Annotated in this window: 20 protein-coding genes; 17 read left to right on the plus strand and 3 right to left on the minus strand. The window is 55.6% G+C overall.

Features of this window, described 5'->3' with window-relative positions:
* Positions 1-49: 49 nt before the first annotated feature.
* Both LB462_RS01635 and LB462_RS01640 read right to left on the minus strand, forming a co-directional pair.
* On the minus strand, positions 50-703 hold the full coding sequence (locus tag LB462_RS01635; protein WP_224505668.1) for a uracil-DNA glycosylase: 654 nt from the start codon (positions 701-703) through the stop codon (positions 50-52).
* A 12-nt stretch (positions 704-715) separates the two neighbouring features.
* Positions 716-1,291, minus strand: a complete 576-nt coding sequence (locus LB462_RS01640; protein WP_112527748.1) for a LabA-like NYN domain-containing protein — start codon at positions 1,289-1,291, stop codon at positions 716-718.
* A 299-nt stretch (positions 1,292-1,590) separates the two neighbouring features.
* Between LB462_RS01640 and rpoZ the strand changes: the two genes are divergently transcribed.
* The 12 genes from rpoZ to LB462_RS01700 all read left to right on the plus strand — a co-directional run bounded on the left by rpoZ (position 1,591) and on the right by LB462_RS01700 (position 11,947).
* Positions 1,591-1,989, plus strand: a complete 399-nt coding sequence (gene rpoZ / locus LB462_RS01645; RefSeq protein ID WP_210001968.1) for a DNA-directed RNA polymerase subunit omega — start codon at positions 1,591-1,593, stop codon at positions 1,987-1,989.
* 160 nt (positions 1,990-2,149) lie between these two features.
* Positions 2,150-4,369 (plus strand): RelA/SpoT family protein, encoded by a 2,220-nt coding sequence (locus LB462_RS01650; RefSeq protein ID WP_224505669.1) that lies wholly within the window; start codon positions 2,150-2,152, stop codon positions 4,367-4,369.
* Between the two features lie 9 nt (positions 4,370-4,378).
* The gene (gene pyrE / locus LB462_RS01655) at positions 4,379-4,957 is read left to right on the plus strand and encodes an orotate phosphoribosyltransferase (protein ID WP_112527755.1); all 579 of its coding nucleotides are present in this window, start codon (positions 4,379-4,381) and stop codon (positions 4,955-4,957) included.
* A gap of 349 nt (positions 4,958-5,306) precedes the next feature.
* Positions 5,307-5,870, plus strand: a complete 564-nt coding sequence (locus LB462_RS01660; protein ID WP_224505670.1) for a DUF2062 domain-containing protein — start codon at positions 5,307-5,309, stop codon at positions 5,868-5,870.
* Entirely contained in the window at positions 5,867-6,271 is a 405-nt protein-coding gene (acpS, locus tag LB462_RS01665; protein ID WP_224505671.1) for a holo-ACP synthase, read from the plus strand. The genes LB462_RS01660 and acpS overlap by 4 nt, the downstream gene beginning before the upstream one ends.
* A gap of 79 nt (positions 6,272-6,350) precedes the next feature.
* A complete protein-coding gene (gene lepB, locus LB462_RS01670; RefSeq protein ID WP_224505672.1) occupies positions 6,351-7,133 on the plus strand; it encodes a signal peptidase I in 783 nt (260 codons plus the stop codon).
* Positions 7,134-7,140: 7 nt separating this feature from the next.
* Positions 7,141-7,851 (plus strand): ribonuclease III, encoded by a 711-nt coding sequence (rnc, locus tag LB462_RS01675; RefSeq protein WP_224505673.1) that lies wholly within the window; start codon positions 7,141-7,143, stop codon positions 7,849-7,851.
* Positions 7,851-8,792 (plus strand): GTPase Era, encoded by a 942-nt coding sequence (era, locus tag LB462_RS01680; RefSeq protein WP_224505674.1) that lies wholly within the window; start codon positions 7,851-7,853, stop codon positions 8,790-8,792. The genes rnc and era overlap by 1 nt, the downstream gene beginning before the upstream one ends.
* A gap of 15 nt (positions 8,793-8,807) precedes the next feature.
* Positions 8,808-9,575, plus strand: coding sequence for a DNA repair protein RecO (gene recO, locus LB462_RS01685; RefSeq protein ID WP_224505675.1), 768 nt, complete (start codon positions 8,808-8,810; stop codon positions 9,573-9,575).
* A 165-nt stretch (positions 9,576-9,740) separates the two neighbouring features.
* Positions 9,741-11,147 carry a PTS galactitol transporter subunit IIC gene (locus tag LB462_RS01690; RefSeq protein WP_224505676.1) on the plus strand — a complete coding sequence of 469 codons (1,407 nt, stop codon included), beginning with the start codon at positions 9,741-9,743 and terminating at the stop codon, positions 11,145-11,147.
* A 21-nt stretch (positions 11,148-11,168) separates the two neighbouring features.
* Positions 11,169-11,630: a PTS sugar transporter subunit IIA gene (locus tag LB462_RS01695; protein WP_224505677.1), complete on the plus strand. Its 462-nt coding sequence runs from the start codon at positions 11,169-11,171 to the stop codon at positions 11,628-11,630.
* Between the two features lie 29 nt (positions 11,631-11,659).
* Complete coding sequence (locus LB462_RS01700) at positions 11,660-11,947, plus strand: PTS sugar transporter subunit IIB (RefSeq protein ID WP_224505678.1); 288 nt, start codon at positions 11,660-11,662, stop codon at positions 11,945-11,947.
* Between the two features lie 57 nt (positions 11,948-12,004).
* Here LB462_RS01700 and LB462_RS01705 read toward each other — a convergent pair whose 3' ends face one another.
* On the minus strand, positions 12,005-13,243 hold the full coding sequence (locus LB462_RS01705) for an MFS transporter (RefSeq protein WP_224505679.1): 1,239 nt from the start codon (positions 13,241-13,243) through the stop codon (positions 12,005-12,007).
* A 133-nt stretch (positions 13,244-13,376) separates the two neighbouring features.
* Here LB462_RS01705 and LB462_RS01710 point away from each other — a divergent pair, with 133 nt between their 5' ends.
* The 5 genes from LB462_RS01710 (at position 13,377) to panC (ending at position 18,186) form a co-directional block, all read left to right on the plus strand.
* Complete coding sequence (locus tag LB462_RS01710; protein WP_224505680.1) at positions 13,377-13,592, plus strand: hypothetical protein; 216 nt, start codon at positions 13,377-13,379, stop codon at positions 13,590-13,592.
* 229 nt (positions 13,593-13,821) lie between these two features.
* Entirely contained in the window at positions 13,822-14,895 is a 1,074-nt protein-coding gene (gene nadA / locus LB462_RS01715) for a quinolinate synthase NadA (RefSeq protein WP_114429091.1), read from the plus strand.
* A 14-nt stretch (positions 14,896-14,909) separates the two neighbouring features.
* Entirely contained in the window at positions 14,910-16,469 is a 1,560-nt protein-coding gene (locus tag LB462_RS01720; RefSeq protein WP_224505681.1) for an L-aspartate oxidase, read from the plus strand.
* Between the two features lie 11 nt (positions 16,470-16,480).
* Positions 16,481-17,344 carry a carboxylating nicotinate-nucleotide diphosphorylase gene (nadC, locus tag LB462_RS01725; protein WP_370637052.1) on the plus strand — a complete coding sequence of 288 codons (864 nt, stop codon included), beginning with the start codon at positions 16,481-16,483 and terminating at the stop codon, positions 17,342-17,344.
* Positions 17,341-18,186 (plus strand): pantoate--beta-alanine ligase, encoded by an 846-nt coding sequence (gene panC, locus LB462_RS01730; protein WP_224505683.1) that lies wholly within the window; start codon positions 17,341-17,343, stop codon positions 18,184-18,186. The genes nadC and panC overlap by 4 nt, the downstream gene beginning before the upstream one ends.
* Positions 18,187-18,200: the final 14 nt, after the last annotated feature.

Genomic DNA, 18,200 nt, shown 5'->3' on the forward strand with positions numbered 1-18,200 from the left:
ATCTTAGCGTTTGCTAAGTGCTAGAAATCACAAGAGAGGGGATTTAATATTATCCAACGATTCCATCAAGATAACGCCGGACCTCTGCGAACACGCCCTCGAACATCTCCGTCGTCAAGCGGCCGGTATTGGTGTTGTAGCGCGAGCAGTGATAGCTCGAAAAGATCCGGACATTGCCGATATCCGATTGGCCGCCATGGCTGAAGGGAAACTTCGCCACCGGCTGGTTAAAGGCCCGGATCGTCGATTGGTGCGCGATGGTTCCGAGGGTGACAATGGCGCGCAAATTGCCGAACTGTTCGATGGTCGGGGTTAAAAACCGCCGGCAATTGCTGATTTCGCCGCCAACCGGTTTGTTCTCCGGCGGAACGCAGCGAACCGCATTGGTGATGGCGGCATCGATCAGTTGCAGGCCGTCGTCAGGACGCGCTGCAAACTTGCCGCGCGAAAAGCCGAATTCATTCAATGTGTTATAGAGAAGATCACCGGCATAGTCGCCGGTGAAGGGCCGCCCTGTACGGTTGGCGCCGCGCAGGCCGGGCGCCAGACCGACGATGAGCAACCTGACCGATTGAACGCCCTCGACGGGGAGGAAGGTTGGTACTGGCGCGTTGTGCCAGCCTGGCTCCTTCACCCGCCATTCGGCGATGAAATCATGCAGGCGGACACATATGGGGCAATCGGGCGAGGGTTCGACGCTCAAAACCCGTCGCGATCAATAATCGACCTGTTCTTCTTCGACCCGCGGCCGCGGCGCCCGTTCGGACGGTTCACGGCCGATCTCGGCTCGCAGCGATGTCAGATCTATGAAATGATCGGCCTGGCGGCGCAGTTCATCCGAAATCATCGGCGGCTGCGTCGATAGCGTCGAAACGACGCTGACCTTGCGGCCTTTGCGCTGCAGCGCTTCAACCAGCGAACGGAAATCGCCGTCGCCCGAGAAGATAACGAAATGATCAACCGTATCAGTAAGTTGCATGGCATCGACAGCAAGTTCGATATCCATATTGCCCTTGATCTTGCGGCGGCCGGCAGAATCCGTGAATTCTTTCGCAGGCTTGGTCACGACCTTGTAACCATTATAGTCGAGCCAATCGATCAATGGCCGAATTGAAGAATATTCCTGGTCTTCGACCAGAGCAGTATAGTAATAGGCGCGCAACAGATAACCGCGTTTCTGGAAAGCTGAGAGAAGTTTGCGGTAATCTATATCAAATCCGAGTACCTTGGACGCTGCGTAGAGATTTGCACCATCGATAAACAGGACGATTTTTTCGCGGGGATCAAACATAATAACGTTCCATTTCAAAAATCTGAGCTTCAATTTCAAATCAGCTGGAGAATAACAAAGCCCGATCTGATCTTATACGAAAGTTGAATATTTAATTACGTCGGGTTGCGGCAAAAGCCAAGACCTTGATTGAAGATTTGTATATGTTTTTGGACATAAGTGCTCAACATTCGGTGAGGTACCGCACCGGATTCGTTCCATGTAGCGCGAACTTTCGGCGCTTTTGCTTGTTTTTTGCGCGCAAGCACGTTATGTCCCCATTAATCCGCTAATTCAGTTAAAAATGAAAGGGGCAGTTTATGGCCCGCGTCACTGTTGAAGATTGCGTTGACAAGGTTGAGAACCGTTTTGAACTGGTTCTGCTGGCCAGTCACCGCGCGCGCCTGATTTCGCAAGGTGCAGCGATCACCATCGATCGCGATAATGATAAGAATCCGGTGGTTGCTCTGCGTGAAATCGCAGAAGAAACGCTTTCGCCCGGTGACCTGAAGGAAGATCTGATTCATTCGCTGCAGAAGCATGTGGAAGTCGATGAGCCGGAAGCAGTCGCTGTGCCGCAGGTTACTGCTGATAGCGATCTGACCGAGACTGTCGAGACCGATGCTGACGACAATGTTTCCTTCGATTCGATGTCGGAAGAAGAATTGTTGGCCGGTATCGAAGGGCTGGTAGCCCCCGAGAAGAGCGACGACTACTAAGAGACGGTTTTAAACGTCTCTACATCAAATCCTTTTTGATGCGTCGCAGTCTCTGCGGCGCATTATTTTTGCGTGTTGGTAACGCAATAACCATATAGACGGCATAACAATTCTTCTTCGACCAAATTCTGTTTGTGTGTAACTCCGGAGACCCCCATCCATGATGCGTCAGTATGAGCTTGTCGAGCGTGTCCAGCGTTACAAGCCTGACGTCAACGAGGCGTTGCTTAACAAGGCCTATGTCTATGCCATGCAGAAGCATGGTCACCAGAAGCGTGCATCGGGCGATCCGTATTTTTCCCACCCGCTGGAAGTCGCTGCCATCCTGACAGACATGCACCTCGACGAGGCGACCATCGCCATCGCCTTGCTGCATGACACTATCGAGGATACCTCAGCGACACGGCAGGAAATCGACACGTTGTTCGGCCCGGACATAGGCAAACTTGTCGAGGGTCTGACCAAGCTGAAAAAGCTTGATCTTGTCTCGAAAAAGGCTGTTCAGGCCGAAAATCTGCGTAAACTGCTGTTGGCGATCTCTGATGATGTGCGCGTCCTGCTCGTCAAGCTCGCCGACCGCCTGCACAACATGCGCACACTCCACCACGTGCCCGAGGACAAGCGCCTGCGCATCTCCGAGGAGACGATGGATATCTATGCGCCGCTGGCTGGCCGCATGGGTATGCAGGACATGCGCGAGGAGCTGGAGCAGCTCGCATTCCGCTACATCAACCCTGAAGCCTTCAATGCCGTCACCAACCGGCTCGCGGAGTTGCTGGAGAAGAACAAGGCGACGCTGAAGCAGATCGAAACCGATCTTTCCAGCCTGTTCGAAAAACACGGTGTCAAGGCCAGTGTGAAAAGCCGGCAGAAGAAAGCCTGGTCGGTGTTCCGCAAGATGGAAAGTAAGGGCCTTTCCTTCGAGCAGCTATCGGACATTTTCGGGTTTCGGGTCGTCGTGGATACGGTTGCCGATTGCTACAACGCTCTCGGTATCATTCATACGACCTGGTCGATGGTTCCGGGGCGGTTCAAGGACTACATCTCGACACCGAAGCAGAACGATTACCGTTCAATTCATACGACCATCGTTGGGCCATCGCGTCAACGCGTCGAACTGCAAATACGCACCCGTGAGATGAACGACATTGCCGAATATGGTGTCGCGGCGCATTCGATCTACAAGGACCGCGGCAGTGCGCAGAATCCTCACGTCATTTCAACTGAAACCAATGCCTATGCATGGTTGCGCCAGACTATCGAGGCGCTGGCGGAAGGCGACAATCCGGAAGAATTTCTCGAGCATACGAAGCTCGAACTGTTTCAGGATCAGGTCTTCTGCTTCACGCCGAAGGGCCGCCTGATCGCACTGCCGCGCGGTGCTACACCCATCGATTTCGCCTACGCTGTGCACACGAATATTGGTGACAGCTGCGTGGGCGCCAAGGTCAATGGCCGCATCATGCCGCTGATGACCGTTCTGCATAACGGCGACGAAGTGGAGATCATCCGCTCCAAGGCCCAAACACCGCCTGCCGCCTGGGAATCGATCGTTGTTACAGGCAAGGCGCGCGCTGCCATTCGCCGCGCGACGCGGCTGGCTGTGCGCAAGCAATATTCCGGCCTCGGCATGCAGATACTTGAGCGAGCGTTCGAGCGGGCAGGGAAGGTCTATTCTCGCGACGAATTGAAAAAGGGCCTGCCGCGTCTGGCACGCAAGGAGATCGACGATGTTCTGGCTGCAGTCGGCCGCGGTGAATTGCCATCATCCGACGTGATGAAAGCGGTCTATCCGGAATATCAGGACGCCAAACCCAAGCCGAGTGCGCCCGACCGCGAGGAAGGTTGGGTGAATTTCCGCAACACTTCCGGAATGATCTTCAAAATGCCTGAAGGTGCGGAGGCCGCTGGTCTGGAGCCGGGTGGTCCGAACGCCCTGCCGATCCGAGGCGCTAGCCCGGATATGCCTGTGCACTTCTCGCCTGAAGGTGCGGTTCCCGGCGACCGGATCGTCGGCATTCTCCAGCCGGGTGCAGGAATGACAATCTATCCGATCCAGTCCTCGGCGTTGATGGCCTATGACGATCAGCCGGAACGTTGGATCGATGTTCGCTGGGATATAGATGAGAGCCGTCGCGATCGTTTCCCGGCTCGCATAAACATTTCGGCGATCAATGCGCCGGGATCGCTAGCGGAAATTGCGCAGATCATTGCTGAGAACGAGACAAACATTCACAACCTTTCGATGGTCCGTACAGCCCCGGATTTCACGCAGATGATCGTTGACCTCGAAGTGTGGAATCTCAAACATCTCAATCGGATATTGTCAAAACTTAAAGAGAGCAAATGCGTCAGCGATGCGCAGCGCGTTAGTGGATAGAGAGGCGGAATGAATACAAATGAGGTTCTGGACGTGTTTCGCGAGGCGGGGGCGGTGCTGGAAGGGCATTTCATCCTGACATCAGGTCTGCGCAGCCCGATCTTTTTACAGAAAGCACGCGTCTTCATGCATGCGGACAAGACCGAACGTGTCTGCCGTGGCCTCGCGGAGAAAATCGAAGGCGCCGGCCTTGGCCAAATTGACTATGTGGTTGGTCCCGCCATCGGTGGTATCATTCCGGCCTACGAGACATCACGGCATCTGGGCGTTCCGGCGATCTGGGTCGAGCGTGAAAATGGTATTTTCAAGCTTCGTCGCTTTGAGATTGCCAAGGGCGCGCGCGTCGTCATTGTTGAAGATATCGTGACGACAGGGCTTTCCATTCGAGAGACGGTGACTTGCCTGCAGGAGTTGGGTGCGGATGTACTGGCAGCAGCGTGTATCATCGACCGGTCAGCTGGAAAAAGTGATGTGGGAGTGCCGTTGATAGCGCTGGCGGAATATGAAGTACCGGCCTATCCTGCTGATGACCTTCCGCCTGAACTTGCCGCAATTCCGCCTGTTAAGCCCGGTAGTCGCAACATCTGAATGAACTAGAGCAAGTTTTGTCTAAATAGAGTCGTTCTGCCGGAGGGAATTCATGGGACAAGGTCGAGGGGTTTGGCGAGGCCGATGCTTTTCCATCGGACGAAGCCGAAGCCCGATGGATTTGGCCCGAATTCACCCGGCCCTTCGGGTTTCCGGCTGGCGGCCAACCACTTTGTCAGGCGTCGTCGTCCGATGGAAAAGCATCGGCCTCGCCACCTTCCTCGTGGATTGTCTCGCCATCCGGGAAACAGAACCGGCTCTATTTAGACAAAATTTGCTCTAATGAACCAAAGCGGATTTGACACATTCAAAGTATACGTTGCTTTGGTGCAGAAGGACTTGGATTGAGATGCTCTTCAAGAGGCGTAAAGAACCTTGTCTGCGGGAACGGCTGCGCGTAGCGCTTTGGCCTCGCCGTTCCGTCGGTCGGTCTTTACGCTATTTCGGCAAGCGTGTCCTAAGACTTCGAGCTACACCCCATGCTATCGCGACTGGTTTTGCATGCGGCATCTTCGCTGCATTCATTCCGCTTCTCGGCGTCCATATTGCTGTTGCCCTGACCATCGCCTGGTTGATCGGAGGCAACATTGCTGCGGCAGTTATCGGGACAACCTTGGGTAATCCTTTGATTCTGCCTTTCATCTGGGCCGCGACGCTGGAAGTCGGTCGCTTCGTTCTGAGTGGCAGTCTGACTGGAGAACCCTTGCCACCGCATCTCGGCGCCATGCTCAGGCATCTGGATTTTCTCGTTCTGTGGCAACCGCTGATCAAGCCTATGCTGATCGGAGCCGTTCCGCTCGGTCTCATCGCAGCGCTGCTCATCTATTTTCCGGTGCGCTGGACAGTTGCAAAGTTCCAGCATCGGCGGCACAAGGCTACATTCCGCCTGGAAAAGGCAACCGAGCCGACATGATCATTGGAATCGGTAGCGATTTGATCGATATCAGGCGTATCGAAAAGACGCTCGAACGGCACGGCAGCCGCTTTATCGAGCGGGTATATACTCCAATTGAACAGGCCAAGTCTGACCGCCGCAAAGAGCGTGCAGCTTCCTATGCCAAACGCTTTGCTGCGAAGGAAGCCTGCGCCAAGGCTCTCGGCACAGGCTTGTCACGCGGCGTATTCTGGCGCGACATGGGCGTCGTCAACCTGCCAAGCGGCGCACCCACCATGCAACTTACAAATGGAGCGGCGGAACGGCTCTCGGCAATCACTCCCGCCGGCTGTTCCACACGAATTCATTTGACCATCACCGATGATTTTCCCCTTGCACAAGCATTTGTGATTATCGAGGCGGAGAGAATCGAAGAATAGCCGTAATCAAACGGCATTGAGCGGCATTGCCCCCCGCGCGTTCAGCGGTTAAGAGGGGGCACATTTGGTTTTTGGAGATATGAGACACGTGAGCGACAAAGCTGTTGTGAAGAATTCTGGTGGTCTTGGTGAGACGATCAGCGTTATCGTGCAGGCGCTGCTGCTCGCCCTGGTCATCCGGACGTTGCTGTTTCAGCCCTTCAACATCCCATCCGGCTCGATGAGGCCGACCCTGCTCGAAGGCGATTATCTGTTCGTCTCGAAATTCTCCTACGGTTATTCCAAATATTCGATTCCCTTTGCGCCAGATTTGTTTTCGGGCCGCATCTGGAGCGGTGAACCGAAACGCGGCGATATCGCCGTATTCCGCAAGCCCAATGACACATCTTTGGATTTCATCAAGCGCGTTATCGGACTGCCGGGTGACAAAATCCAGATGCGCGGTGGTGTACTCTACATCAATGATGTGGCCGTACCGCGCGAGAAGGTTGGCCAGATCGACAATCCCGACGTGACGGAGGTCAACCGGCCCGTCGACGTCTATCGTGAAACGCTGCCGAACGGCATCACCTACGATACGCTTGACCTGACGCCGAACGGCCTTGGCGACGACACGCGGGAATTCATTGTTCCAGCAGGAAACTACTTCATGATGGGCGACAACCGGGACAATTCGAGCGATAGCCGATTTGACGTCGGCTATGTTCCGCTTGAGAATTTCGTTGGCCGCGCCAACATCATCTTCTTCTCGATCGCCGGTAAAGCAAGCCCGCTTGAGATTTGGCGCTGGCCGTCGGAGGTTCGCTTCGGACGGCTGCTGCACAGCGTCAACGGCGCTCCAAACTCCGTCCAGAACAATTGATGAGCCAATGAGCCTGTCCGCCGACGCCGTTCGCAGACTGGAGGAAAAAACCAGGCACACCTTTCGCGATCTCGGCCGCCTGGAGCGTGCGCTTACGCATGCAAGTGCGCGCCCTTCGGCCGGGTCCGATTATGAACGCCTCGAGTTCCTGGGCGATCGGGTTCTCGGTCTTGTGATCGCCGAACTGCTGTTCCGGGCCTATCCAACCGCGACGGAAGGAGAACTGTCCCTACGGCTGAATTCCCTCGTCAACGCCGATACCTGTGCGTCGGTTGCTGACGAGATCGGTCTGCACGAGTTCATTCGTACTGGCTCCGATGTGAAGGGCCTTGCGGACAAACGGCTCAAAAGCTTGCGTGCCGACGTGGTTGAATCGCTGATCGCCACGATTTATCTGGACGGCGGACTGGAAGCGGCGCAACCTTTTATCGAGCACTATTGGGATGCCCGCTCGCGCGAAATCAATTCGGCGCAGCGTGATCCGAAGACAGAATTGCAGGAATGGGCGCACCAGCAGAATGGCGCTCAACCGATTTACAGCGTGGTCGACCGCACAGGTCCCGATCACGATCCACAGTTTACGGTGAAGGTCGATGTCAAAGGCTTCGATCCCGCAACCGGCATAGGCCGTTCGAAGCGCATTGCCGAACAGGAAGCCGCGGTTGCGTTGCTTTATCGTCAAGGCGTTCGTAAGAAGACGCAGGAAGAAGAACCATAATGACCGAACAAGAACAGACAACAGAAGCTGATGCAAAGCCCGATGTTCCAACCCGCTCGGGCTTTATCGCTTTGATTGGCGCGCCGAATGCGGGCAAGTCAACGCTGGTCAACCAGCTCGTCGGAAGCAAGGTGTCGATCGTTACCCATAAGGTGCAGACGACGCGTGCGCTGGTGCGCGGTATCGTCATTCACGAGCAGACGCAGATGGTACTGGTCGATACACCCGGCATTTTCAAGCCGAAACGCCGTCTGGACCGCGCAATGGTCACGACTGCCTGGGGCGGAGCCAAGGACGCCGACCTCATTCTGGTGCTCATCGATGTGGAGCAAGGGATCGACGAAGAGGCTGAAGCCATTCTCGGCAGTCTCCATGAGAAGAAACGCAAGGTGATCCTCGTCCTCAACAAGGTGGATCGTATCGAGGCGCCGAAGCTGCTGGAACTGGCGCAAAAGGCCAATGAAATGGTCAATTTCGACAAGACCTTCATGATTTCCGCGCTGAAGGGCTATGGCTGCAAGGATTTGTTGAAATACCTTGCCGACAATTTGCCGGAAGGTCCGTGGTATTACCCGGAGGATCAGATTTCCGACATGCCCATGCGTATGCTTGCAGCAGAAATCACCCGCGAAAAGCTCTATCTGCGCTTGCACAATGAGCTGCCCTATTCGTCACACATCGAGACCGAAAGCTGGGAAGAAAAGAAGGACGGTTCCGTTCGCATTCAGCAGGTGATCTACGTCGAGCGCGACAGCCAGAAGAAAATTGTTCTCGGACACGAGGGGCAAGCAATCAAAGCCATCGGCCAGGCCGCGCGTAAGGAACTGATGGAAATCCTCGATCAGAAGGTGCACCTCTTCCTTTTCGTCAAGGTTCGTGACAACTGGGGCAATGACCCTGAGCGTTACCGCGAAATGGGCCTTGAATTCCCGAACTCATAGCGCCAGTCTCATAATATGGAATGGCATGACGAGGGCATAATCCTTGGAACAAGGCGGCACGGGGAAACCAGTGCTATCCTTGAATTGATGACGCGCGAACACGGCCGCCACATGGGACTGGTACGGGGTGGGCGTTCCCGTCGCATGCAACCGCTATTGCAGGCGGGCAATCGCGTGGACGTCATCTGGCGCGCGCGCATAGATGAACATCTCGGCATGATGCAGGTCGAGCCCGTCAGCTTTTCTGCTGCGCGATTGATCGAGCAGCCGGTGGCGCTTTACGGGCTGCAGCTGGCGGCCGCGCATCTGCGGTTGCTTCCCGAGCGCGATCCGCATCAGAATTTGTTCGAAACGCTGGCCATCATCCTCGAACATTGCGAAGATACATTGATTGCCGGCGAACTGCTCGTGCGTTTCGAAGTGATGATGCTCGAGGAACTAGGTTTCGGTCTGGACCTGAAACGCTGCGCCTCCACGGGCACCGATCAGAACCTGACCTATGTATCGCCGAAATCCGGACGTGCAGTCTCGCGCGATGCTGGAGCGCCGTGGGCGGACAAGCTGCTTGCCATGCCTCCGTTCATGGTCAACTCGAGCGTGCGCGCTGCATCGCTTGCCGAAATCATCGCTGCGTTCCGGCTGACCAGTTTTTTCTTCACCCTGCATGTCTGGGAACCCCGGGCGCAAAAGCCGCCTGAAGCACGCGACGGCTTCCTGAATGCTGTTGCCAGATCATTGTCGAATTCGGCAATCTCCTCCTCCGAGACTAGCCAGCTCCTCTAAGACTTGTTGAAAAACTGCAACTTCGCGATCTGGATTTCGCCAAACCGTGTTCTGTCGAAAGTCATGCGTTGACTTAGCAAATTGCATATGAGTACACATTGATGCATTGCAGAATACAAATGTTCTGTGATGTGCGGTCGAGGAGGACTGCGGGGGAGGAATTGAATGGATACTATCTTGACCGGCTTGAAAGCCGCCGTCGACGCAATGGGACCGACCGTTCTGTTGCCAATTGTAATTTTCATCATCGCATTGGTTTTGGGGGCAAGACCGGGCAGGGCGTTCCGGGCCGCCGTCACAATCGGCGTTGCCTTCATTGGTATTAATCTGGTTCTCGGGCTGATGCTCACGTCGATTGGCGATGTCGCCAAGGCGATAGTCACCAATACTGGCATTCATCGCGACATTGTGGATGTTGGTTGGCCATCGGCCGCCGCGATCGCTTTTGGATCGTCCGTCGGTCTGTGGGTCATCCCGATCGCCATTGTGGTCAATATAGCGTTGCTGTTGACGCGCCTTACCCGCACGTTGAACGTCGATGTTTGGAACTTCTGGCATTTTGCATTTATAGGCTCGCTCGCCGTAGCGGCTACCAACAGTCTCACTTATGGCTTGATCGTTGCAGCGCTGATGGTTGCACTTTGCCTGCTGTTTGCGGATTGGTCCGCCAGGGCCGTACAAAAATTCTATGGAATCCCGGGCATTTCCGTGCCGCATCTCGCATCAGCACAAATCCTGCCAATTGCGATCGTACTCAATTGGATCATCGATCGCATTCCTGGCATCAACAAGATCGAGCTCAACACCGAAACCTTCGAACGGCGCTTCGGTGTTTTCGGTGAACCGGTCATTCTCGGTCTGATCATCGGCCTCGTGCTTGGCATCATAGCCTACTACAATGCCGGTGATTTCGGCGTAGTGCTCACGAAGGTGCTCCAGACCGGCATGACCCTGGCGGCTGTTATGTTGCTGCTGCCGCGCATGGTGAAGATCCTGATGGAGGGCCTTTTGCCTGTTTCCGATGCCGCGCAGGAATTCGTGCGTAAACGTACCGGCGACCGCGAACTGCTCGTGGGGCTCGATTCCGCCATCCTGATCGGCCACCCCGCAGCAATCTCGTCATCGCTTATTCTTGTGCCGATCGCGATCATTTTGTCGATCATTTTGCCCGGAAACCGCGTCATCCTGTTTGCTGATCTTGCAGTCATTCCGTTCCTTGTCGCCATGACTGCGCCACTTCTCAAGGGCAATGTCTTCCGCATGGTGATCGTCGGTACTGTCACTCTGGCTGTCGGCTTTTATGTCGCCAATGCCCTTGCGCCGCTCTTTACCGCCGCGGCCCAATCGTCTGGCTTCCAGATGCCTGCAAATGCAGTGCAGATCACCAGCGTTGTCGATGGCTTCCTGTGGATACCATACGTCGTCATTGCCCTGATCCAGAATTTGGGTGCAGTTGGGCTTGCGGTGCTGGCAATTGTCATTGCCGGAGCCTTCTGGGCCTATCACCGCAACACCGCAGCGTGGGAGCGTGCAGCAGGTGCCGACGATCTCGGGACAGATGAAACCGTCTAACAGCACCAGTGGAGTGGATGAATGGCGCACGCCTTGATGAACTATCTTGATCCCGGGGCGATTGTCCTCGGGGTCAAGGCCGCGACAGACCAGGATGTCATCCGTATTTTGGCTGATCGATTGCAGGCGCTGGGATATGTCAAACCTAGCTTCGCTGATGCCGTGCTCGCGCGCGAGGCAACGCTGCCGACCGGCCTGCCGCTCGGAGGTGACAACAACGTAGCCGTACCACACACAGATCCTGAACATGTGCTGAGGCCCGGTTTGGCACTTGCAACGTTGGTTGAACCAGTGTCGTTTTCCAATATGGAATATCCGGACGAGAAGCTGCAGGTCAGCGTGGTTTTCCTGATGGCCCTCAATGACAAGGACAAGCAAATCGAAATGTTGCAGGAGATCGCAGGCACAATTCAGTCACCCGAAATTATTTCGGCGCTGATCCAATCCAAATCGGTGGAAGACGTGTCCCGCCTTCTGCGATAAGTCTGCATTAAAGATTAGGGAGGAAACTTATGACTCGGCAGAAAACCGTGCTTTTTGCATGCGGAACGGGTATCGCCACATCGACGGTGGTGGCGCATGCGGTCGAGGATGCAATGAAGGAGCGTGGCATCCGCTTCAACTCAAGGCAGTGCAAGACAACGGAAGTGGCAGGACAGATCGATGATGTCGATCTCGTCGTTACAACCGCGCAACTGCCAAAGGATCTTAGCAAGCCAGTCATCACCACATTGGCCTTTCTGACAGGTATCGGTAAAGCGGAAGCGCTCGACAAGATTGAAGCGGTTCTGAGAGATTGAGACCCGAAAACCGCACAAGTCAAATCCGCCGCTCATTGGCTTGAGCGGCGGATTAGTCTATTCCGCCGGCTGGAGGGCAGAGCGTACAGCAGCAGTCTCTTCAATTGGCCAGTGAACAATCGCCGCAAATATGCCGAGTACGACCCCGAGCCACCAGACGGGATCATAACTGCCGAAGTGGTCATAGAGATACCCGCCCAGCCAGACACCCAGGAACGAGCCGATCTGGTGCGAGAAAAACACGATGCCGCCCAGCATGCCGAGATAGCGGGTGCCGAACATGATGGCGACGAGTGAATTTGTCGGCGGCACAGTCGAAAGCCACATCAGTCCCATGAGGATCGCGAAGACAATCACGGAAGTTCCTGTTTGCGGAAGAAGCAGAAAGGCCGTGACCAATATCGAACGCCCGAGGTAGAGAAACGCCAGAAATTTCGGCTTGGAATAGCGCTGGCTGATCATGCCCGATGCAAGCGAACCGATGATGTTGAAAAACCCGATGAGTGCCAGCGCTAGTACCGCATAGGTAGCATCGATGCCAATGTCGCCTAGATAGGCGGGAAAATGTGCCGTGATAAACGCCACCTGAAATCCGCAGACGAAGAAGCCCGTCGTCAGTAGCAGATAGCTCTTGTGTGCGAATGCTTCCTTCAATGCCTGGCCAATCGACTGCTTGTATTGAGCTTCCTTGGTTCTGCCGCTTGAGGAATTGCCACGCAGGGGTATGGCAAGGATCGGAACAATCAACATTGCCAGCCCGAGATAGACCAGCGCATCCGACCAGCCAAATCGATCGATGAGGCCCTGACTGATCGGCGCAAAGACGAACATGCCTGCGGAGCCTGCCGCTGTGCCGATACCGAAGACGAAGGTCCGGCTGGCTGCTGAAACATTACGCGCAAAGGCCGATAGAATAACGCCAAAGGAACCCGCGGCAATACCAAGACCCACGAGGACACCGCCGCCGAGATAGAGGATGCCCGGCGAGGTGGCCCAAGCCATCATGGCCAGACCGCTCGAATAGAATAGCGCGGACAGAAGCAGCACACGCCACGTGCCATACTTGTCAGCGATCGCGCCGAAGAATGGCTGTCCGGCACCCCAGAACAAATTCTGCAGTGCCATGGCCATGCCAAACGTAGTTCTATCCCAACCCTTCTCGGCGAGCATCGGTAGCTGGAAGAATCCCATTGCGGAACGAGGCCCGAACGTCAAAAGCGCAATGAGACAGCCGGCAATGATGATGAGCCATGGCACGGCGGACTTTTGGGCGACACTTGCTTCGTTCTGCGGCATGGCCGTCTCCTTTTATGGGAGGCGCAGGATTATCTCATTTGTGATCCCAATCAATTGAATTGAGTTGATTGGTACATAAATGCATTTGATGAGTTTCTCGGGTCCTGACCTGAGTGAGTAAGGGATTGATTTCATGCGAATAATTCTGCCGATTCTGTTGGGCTCTATGATTCTTGGCGGTTGCGCCAACTCCGGCAATGTCAGTCCACTCGTTTGGTGCGATCGGCCAAGCGATCGCGATGCGAAGGTGTTTACCGATTGCACACCACGTATCGGCGGCGACAGCCCGCAAAGACGCTATTTGCAAGAGCGCCGTTACAATGATTACCGTCAGTCCAGGGGCTGGTAATTTCGGGGACGGAAAGGTCGTCAAAGCCACACCTGGCGTATCCTTCCCGTCAGGGAGTCACAAAAAGCTCGATTATCAACCTTGAAGCCAGCAAAATAATCCCCTATGTATTTCGCGACGGCCCTGCCGTTTTTCTTTTGGTCATAAATATGCTCAAAGTGAGTATAAATGACCAATGACCAAAACTTGGCCAACTTGCCAAGGACAGAATGTCCAGGAGGAAGTGGATATGACCAGCGCCGCCCGCATCAAGACTGACCGTGTGTCCGGTCAAACTGCAGCGAAACGTTTTGGCGTTCTCAAGATGCCGGATCTTTCGTACACGCCGGAGATCGCCGCCGAAACCGAGCATCTGTACGAACGTGTCGCTCACCATATCCCGCGGATCGAATGGCCGGTCTACGCACCCTATGTGGCTGCGATCAACCGTCTGAAGAAACAGCGCAACGCCGTCATCCTCGCCCACAATTACCAGACCCCGGAGATTTTTCACTGCGTGGCCGATATCGTTGGTGACTCCCTGCAGCTCGCCAAAGAGGCGACACGCGTGGACGCAGAGATCATCGTTCAATGCGGTGTGCACTTCATGGCGGAGACGTCCAAACTTCTCAATCCGCACAAAACTGTGCTGATCCCGGATATGCGTGCTGGCTGCTCGCTGGCTGAGTCCATTACCGGCGCTGATGTACGCCTGCTGCGCGAGACCTATCCTGGAGTGCCGATTGTAACCTACGTGAACACCTCCGCTGAAGTGAAGGCCGAAAGCGATATATGCTGCACATCGGCCAATGCGGTCCAAGTTGTCGAAAGCTTCGGCGTCGATCGCGTTTTGTGTATTCCGGATGAATTTCTCGCGCAGAATGTTGCTGCACAGACGAACGTCAAGATCTTGACGTGGAAAGGCCATTGCGAGGTGCACGAGCGATTCACAGCGGATGAGTTGCTCGCATATCGGGCAGCCGATCCGGATATCCAGATCATTGCTCATCCTGAATGTCCACCTGAAGTGGTGGCAATCGCAGACTATACCGGCTCGACGCGAGGCATGATCGACTATGTAAAGGACAATCGTCCGGCCAAGGTGCTGCTCGTCACGGAGTGCTCCATGGCCTCCAATATCGAATCTGAAGTACCGGACGTAAAGTTCATCAAGCCGTGCAATCTCTGCCCGCACATGAAGCGCATCACATTGCCGAACATTCTTGAAAGCCTGGTCTACATGCGTGAAGAAATTCACGTCGATCCGCTGATCGCCGAAAAGGCGCGGCTCGCTGTAGAGCGTATGGTCAACCTGAAGAACTGAGACGAGAAAAGCTGATGTCCACTCATTCCGATCCCGTCATCATCATCGGTGGCGGACTTGCCGGACTTTTTTGTGCACTGAAACTTGCTCCCCGGCCAGTCACCGTGCTTGCAGCGGCACCCATTGGCCGCGGCGCATCCTCGGCCTGGGCGCAGGCGGGTATTGCTGCTGCCGTCTCGGAAGGCGACACGAAAGAAAAGCACGTCGCCGACACGGTCGCCGCTGGTGACGGCATTGTTGACGAGAACATAGCGCGTTTAATGGCGAGCGAAGCGGCGTCCCGTGTCCACGATCTTCTCGGCTATGGCGTTCCCTTCGACCGCGATCTCGAAGGCAGGCTGCAAGTATCGCGCGAGGCGGCGCATTCTGAGAGCCGTATCGTCAGGGTACGCGGCGACATGGCGGGGCGTGCAATCATGCAGGCTCTGGTGAAAACGGTTGAAGATACGCCATCGATCAGGGTGATGGAAGGGTATGTGGTCGAAGACCTGATGATCGAGAAAGGCGCGGTAACCGGTGTCATCGCGCGAACAGAAGCGGGGCGTGCCACGCAGGTAAAACTGGCTTCACAGGCGGTTGTGATCGCCACCGGCGGCATCGGCCATCTCTACGCAGTGACCACCAATCCTTCCGAGGCACGCGGCGAGGGTATCGGCATGGCAGCGCGAGCTGGTGCGATGATGGCGGATATGGAATTCGTGCAGTTTCACCCGACGGCGCTGGATGTGAATAAAGACCCGGCACCCCTGGCGACGGAGGCCCTCCGTGGTCACGGTGCGACATTGATAAATCGCGCCGGTGAACGTTTTATGCTTAAGCTCGATCCCGATGCGGAACTGGGTCCCCGTGATGTCGTGGCGCGCGGGATTTATGCTGAAGTCATGGCTGGTCGTGGTGCCTGGCTCGACTGCACCAAGGCCGTGGGTGCCTCATTCGCCGAGGAGTTTCCGACAGTCTACAAGTATTGTCGCGACGCCGGCATTGATCCTGTTGTCGACCCCATTCCTGTCATCCCTGCCGCGCACTATTTCATGGGCGGTATTCTGACAGACGCCGATGGGCGCACCTCGATCAACGGGTTGTGGGCTTGCGGGGAATGCACCTCGACAGGAGCGCATGGGGCAAACCGGCTGGCTTCGAACTCTCTGCTCGAAGCCGTCGTGTTTTCGGCGCGCATTGCCGCCAAGATCGGCAAGGGTGACGCGCAATACACGGAAGATTGGTCGAAGGGCTCGGTAGACCGGGACGATCTTGCCGCCGAAGCGGATACGGCAGCGATGACCACACTCCGCAAGACGATGAGCGCCAGTTTTGGTGTTGTTCGCGACCGCAAAGGCATGCTTCAAGGGTTGAAGACTATTCTTGAGTTGGACAAAGCCAATCGTGATGCTGCCTTTCGGAATGTATTGGCGACGGCAAAGCTGGTCGCCGTCAGTGCGCTGCGACGCGAGGAAAGCCGCGGTGGCCATTTCCGCACCGACTTTCCAGAGAAACGTGCTGAGTGGCAGCACAGGACATTTCTGACACTGGCCGATGCCGAAGCTTCTGTGAGTGAAATGATGGAGTTGGCCTGATGGCTGAAGACATGCAAAAAGCCTTTCCGCCATCACTTCCGCAATTGTTGATCGAGGATGCCGTGCGTGCTGCCCTGCTCGAAGATCTCGGCCGGGCAGGGGATATTACGACCAACGCGACCCTGCCCGAGGATGCCGTAGCCAGCGCAGTGCTTTCTAGCCGCGCGGTCGGTACGATCTGCGGCATGGATTTTGCCCGCACCGCCTTTACGTTGATGGACCCCAAGCTGAAAATCACTACGCTGGCCACGGATGGCGCGAGGGTCAAGCCGGGCGAGGACATTGCACGCATCGAAGGCAACGCCCGTGCCATTCTCTCCGCCGAACGCGTCGCGCTCAATTTCCTCATGCATCTGAGCGGCATTGCAAGCTATACCGCAAAATTCGCTGATTTGATTGCCCACACCAACGCGAAGGTCTGCGACACACGCAAGACCATTCCTGGCATGCGTGCCTTTGCCAAATATGCAGTGAAATGTGGTGGCGGCTCCAACCATCGTTTCGGCCTCGACGATGCCATCCTGATCAAGGACAATCACGTCGCGGTGGCAGGCGGTGTCGCAAAGGCGATTCTCGCTGCTCGCGCCTATGTCGGACATCTCGTCAAAATCGAGGTGGAAGTCGACGGCCTCGAACAGTTTGAAGAGGCGCTTTCCGTCGATGCCGATGTGATTCTTCTTGATAATATGACGCCAGAACTGCTTGAAAAGGCGGTGAAAATCAATGGTGGCCGGGCGAAGCTGGAAGCATCCGGCAATATAGCGTTTGACACGATCAAGGCGATTGCAGAAACCGGCGTCGACTATATCTCGACATCGAAAATTACCATGGCAGCACCAACGCTGGATATCGGACTGGACATCGAAATCAAATGAAGGTCATCGCCACCATCGCAGAACTGCGCGCTGCCCTGAAAGCTGACCGCCTCAAAGGCAAATCCATCGGTCTCGTACCGACGATGGGTTATTTGCATATCGGCCATATCTCATTGGTTCGCCATTCAAAAAACGCCTGCGACGTCAGCGTCGTTTCGATCTTCGTGAACCCGACGCAGTTCGGACCGAATGAGGACCTGTCCTCCTATCCGCGCGACATGGCAGGCGACCTTGCCAAGCTCGAGGCCGAGGGTGTTGACTACGTTTTTACGCCGGACGTTGCGGAAATTTACCGCCAAGGCGCCAATACGATCGTTGATAACCCGGTGCTGTCGCGGATACTGATCGGCAAGATCAGGCCTGGGCATTTTCGCGGCGTAACAACAGTCGTCACCAAATTGTTTAATATAGTTCAGCCGGACCATGCGTTTTTCGGCGAGAAGGATTACCAGCAATTGACGATTGTCCGCCGGATGGTGGCCGATCTCGACATGCCAATTGGGATAACCGGAGTGGCCACCGTGCGCGAAGGCGATGGGCTTGCGTGTTCGTCGCGCAATGCCATGCTGACCCCTGCCGACCGCAAGGCTGCTGTCATCCTGGCCAAATCACTGGTGCAGGCAGAGGAATTGGTCGGACAAGGCCAGCGCTCCGTATCGGCCATCCGCAATGCGGTTCGCGCAGTTCTGGAAACCGAGAAGCGCGGCGAGATCGAATCCGTCGACATCCGCGATGCTCGGACACTTGATCCGGTTTCAGGCAAATTCAAACAGCCAGTCGTCATTTTGTTGACAGTCCGCTTCGGCAAGGTGCGTCTGATCGACCAGCGCGTTATCGGCTGAACGGGGAAGTGGGA

It is taken from the genome of Phyllobacterium chamaecytisi, assembly GCF_020164455.1.
Classification (GTDB): Bacteria; Pseudomonadota; Alphaproteobacteria; order Rhizobiales; family Rhizobiaceae; genus Phyllobacterium; species Phyllobacterium chamaecytisi.

Coding starts and splice junctions, on each gene's coding strand:
- LB462_RS01640 (WP_112527748.1), bottom strand. CDS start 1,291: ATGTTTGATCCCCGCGAAAAAATCGTCCTGTTTATCGATGGTGCAAAT.
- rpoZ (WP_210001968.1), top strand. CDS start 1,591: ATGGCCCGCGTCACTGTTGAAGATTGCGTTGACAAGGTTGAGAACCGT.
- LB462_RS01650 (WP_224505669.1), top strand. CDS start 2,150: ATGATGCGTCAGTATGAGCTTGTCGAGCGTGTCCAGCGTTACAAGCCT.
- pyrE (WP_112527755.1), top strand. CDS start 4,379: ATGAATACAAATGAGGTTCTGGACGTGTTTCGCGAGGCGGGGGCGGTG.
- LB462_RS01660 (WP_224505670.1), top strand. CDS start 5,307: ATGCTCTTCAAGAGGCGTAAAGAACCTTGTCTGCGGGAACGGCTGCGC.
- acpS (WP_224505671.1), top strand. CDS start 5,867: ATGATCATTGGAATCGGTAGCGATTTGATCGATATCAGGCGTATCGAA.
- lepB (WP_224505672.1), top strand. CDS start 6,351: ATGAGACACGTGAGCGACAAAGCTGTTGTGAAGAATTCTGGTGGTCTT.
- rnc (WP_224505673.1), top strand. CDS start 7,141: ATGAGCCTGTCCGCCGACGCCGTTCGCAGACTGGAGGAAAAAACCAGG.
- era (WP_224505674.1), top strand. CDS start 7,851: ATGACCGAACAAGAACAGACAACAGAAGCTGATGCAAAGCCCGATGTT.
- recO (WP_224505675.1), top strand. CDS start 8,808: ATGGAATGGCATGACGAGGGCATAATCCTTGGAACAAGGCGGCACGGG.
- LB462_RS01690 (WP_224505676.1), top strand. CDS start 9,741: ATGGATACTATCTTGACCGGCTTGAAAGCCGCCGTCGACGCAATGGGA.
- LB462_RS01695 (WP_224505677.1), top strand. CDS start 11,169: ATGGCGCACGCCTTGATGAACTATCTTGATCCCGGGGCGATTGTCCTC.
- LB462_RS01700 (WP_224505678.1), top strand. CDS start 11,660: ATGACTCGGCAGAAAACCGTGCTTTTTGCATGCGGAACGGGTATCGCC.
- LB462_RS01705 (WP_224505679.1), bottom strand. CDS start 13,243: ATGCCGCAGAACGAAGCAAGTGTCGCCCAAAAGTCCGCCGTGCCATGG.
- LB462_RS01710 (WP_224505680.1), top strand. CDS start 13,377: ATGCGAATAATTCTGCCGATTCTGTTGGGCTCTATGATTCTTGGCGGT.
- nadA (WP_114429091.1), top strand. CDS start 13,822: ATGACCAGCGCCGCCCGCATCAAGACTGACCGTGTGTCCGGTCAAACT.
- LB462_RS01720 (WP_224505681.1), top strand. CDS start 14,910: ATGTCCACTCATTCCGATCCCGTCATCATCATCGGTGGCGGACTTGCC.
- nadC (WP_370637052.1), top strand. CDS start 16,481: ATGCAAAAAGCCTTTCCGCCATCACTTCCGCAATTGTTGATCGAGGAT.
- panC (WP_224505683.1), top strand. CDS start 17,341: ATGAAGGTCATCGCCACCATCGCAGAACTGCGCGCTGCCCTGAAAGCT.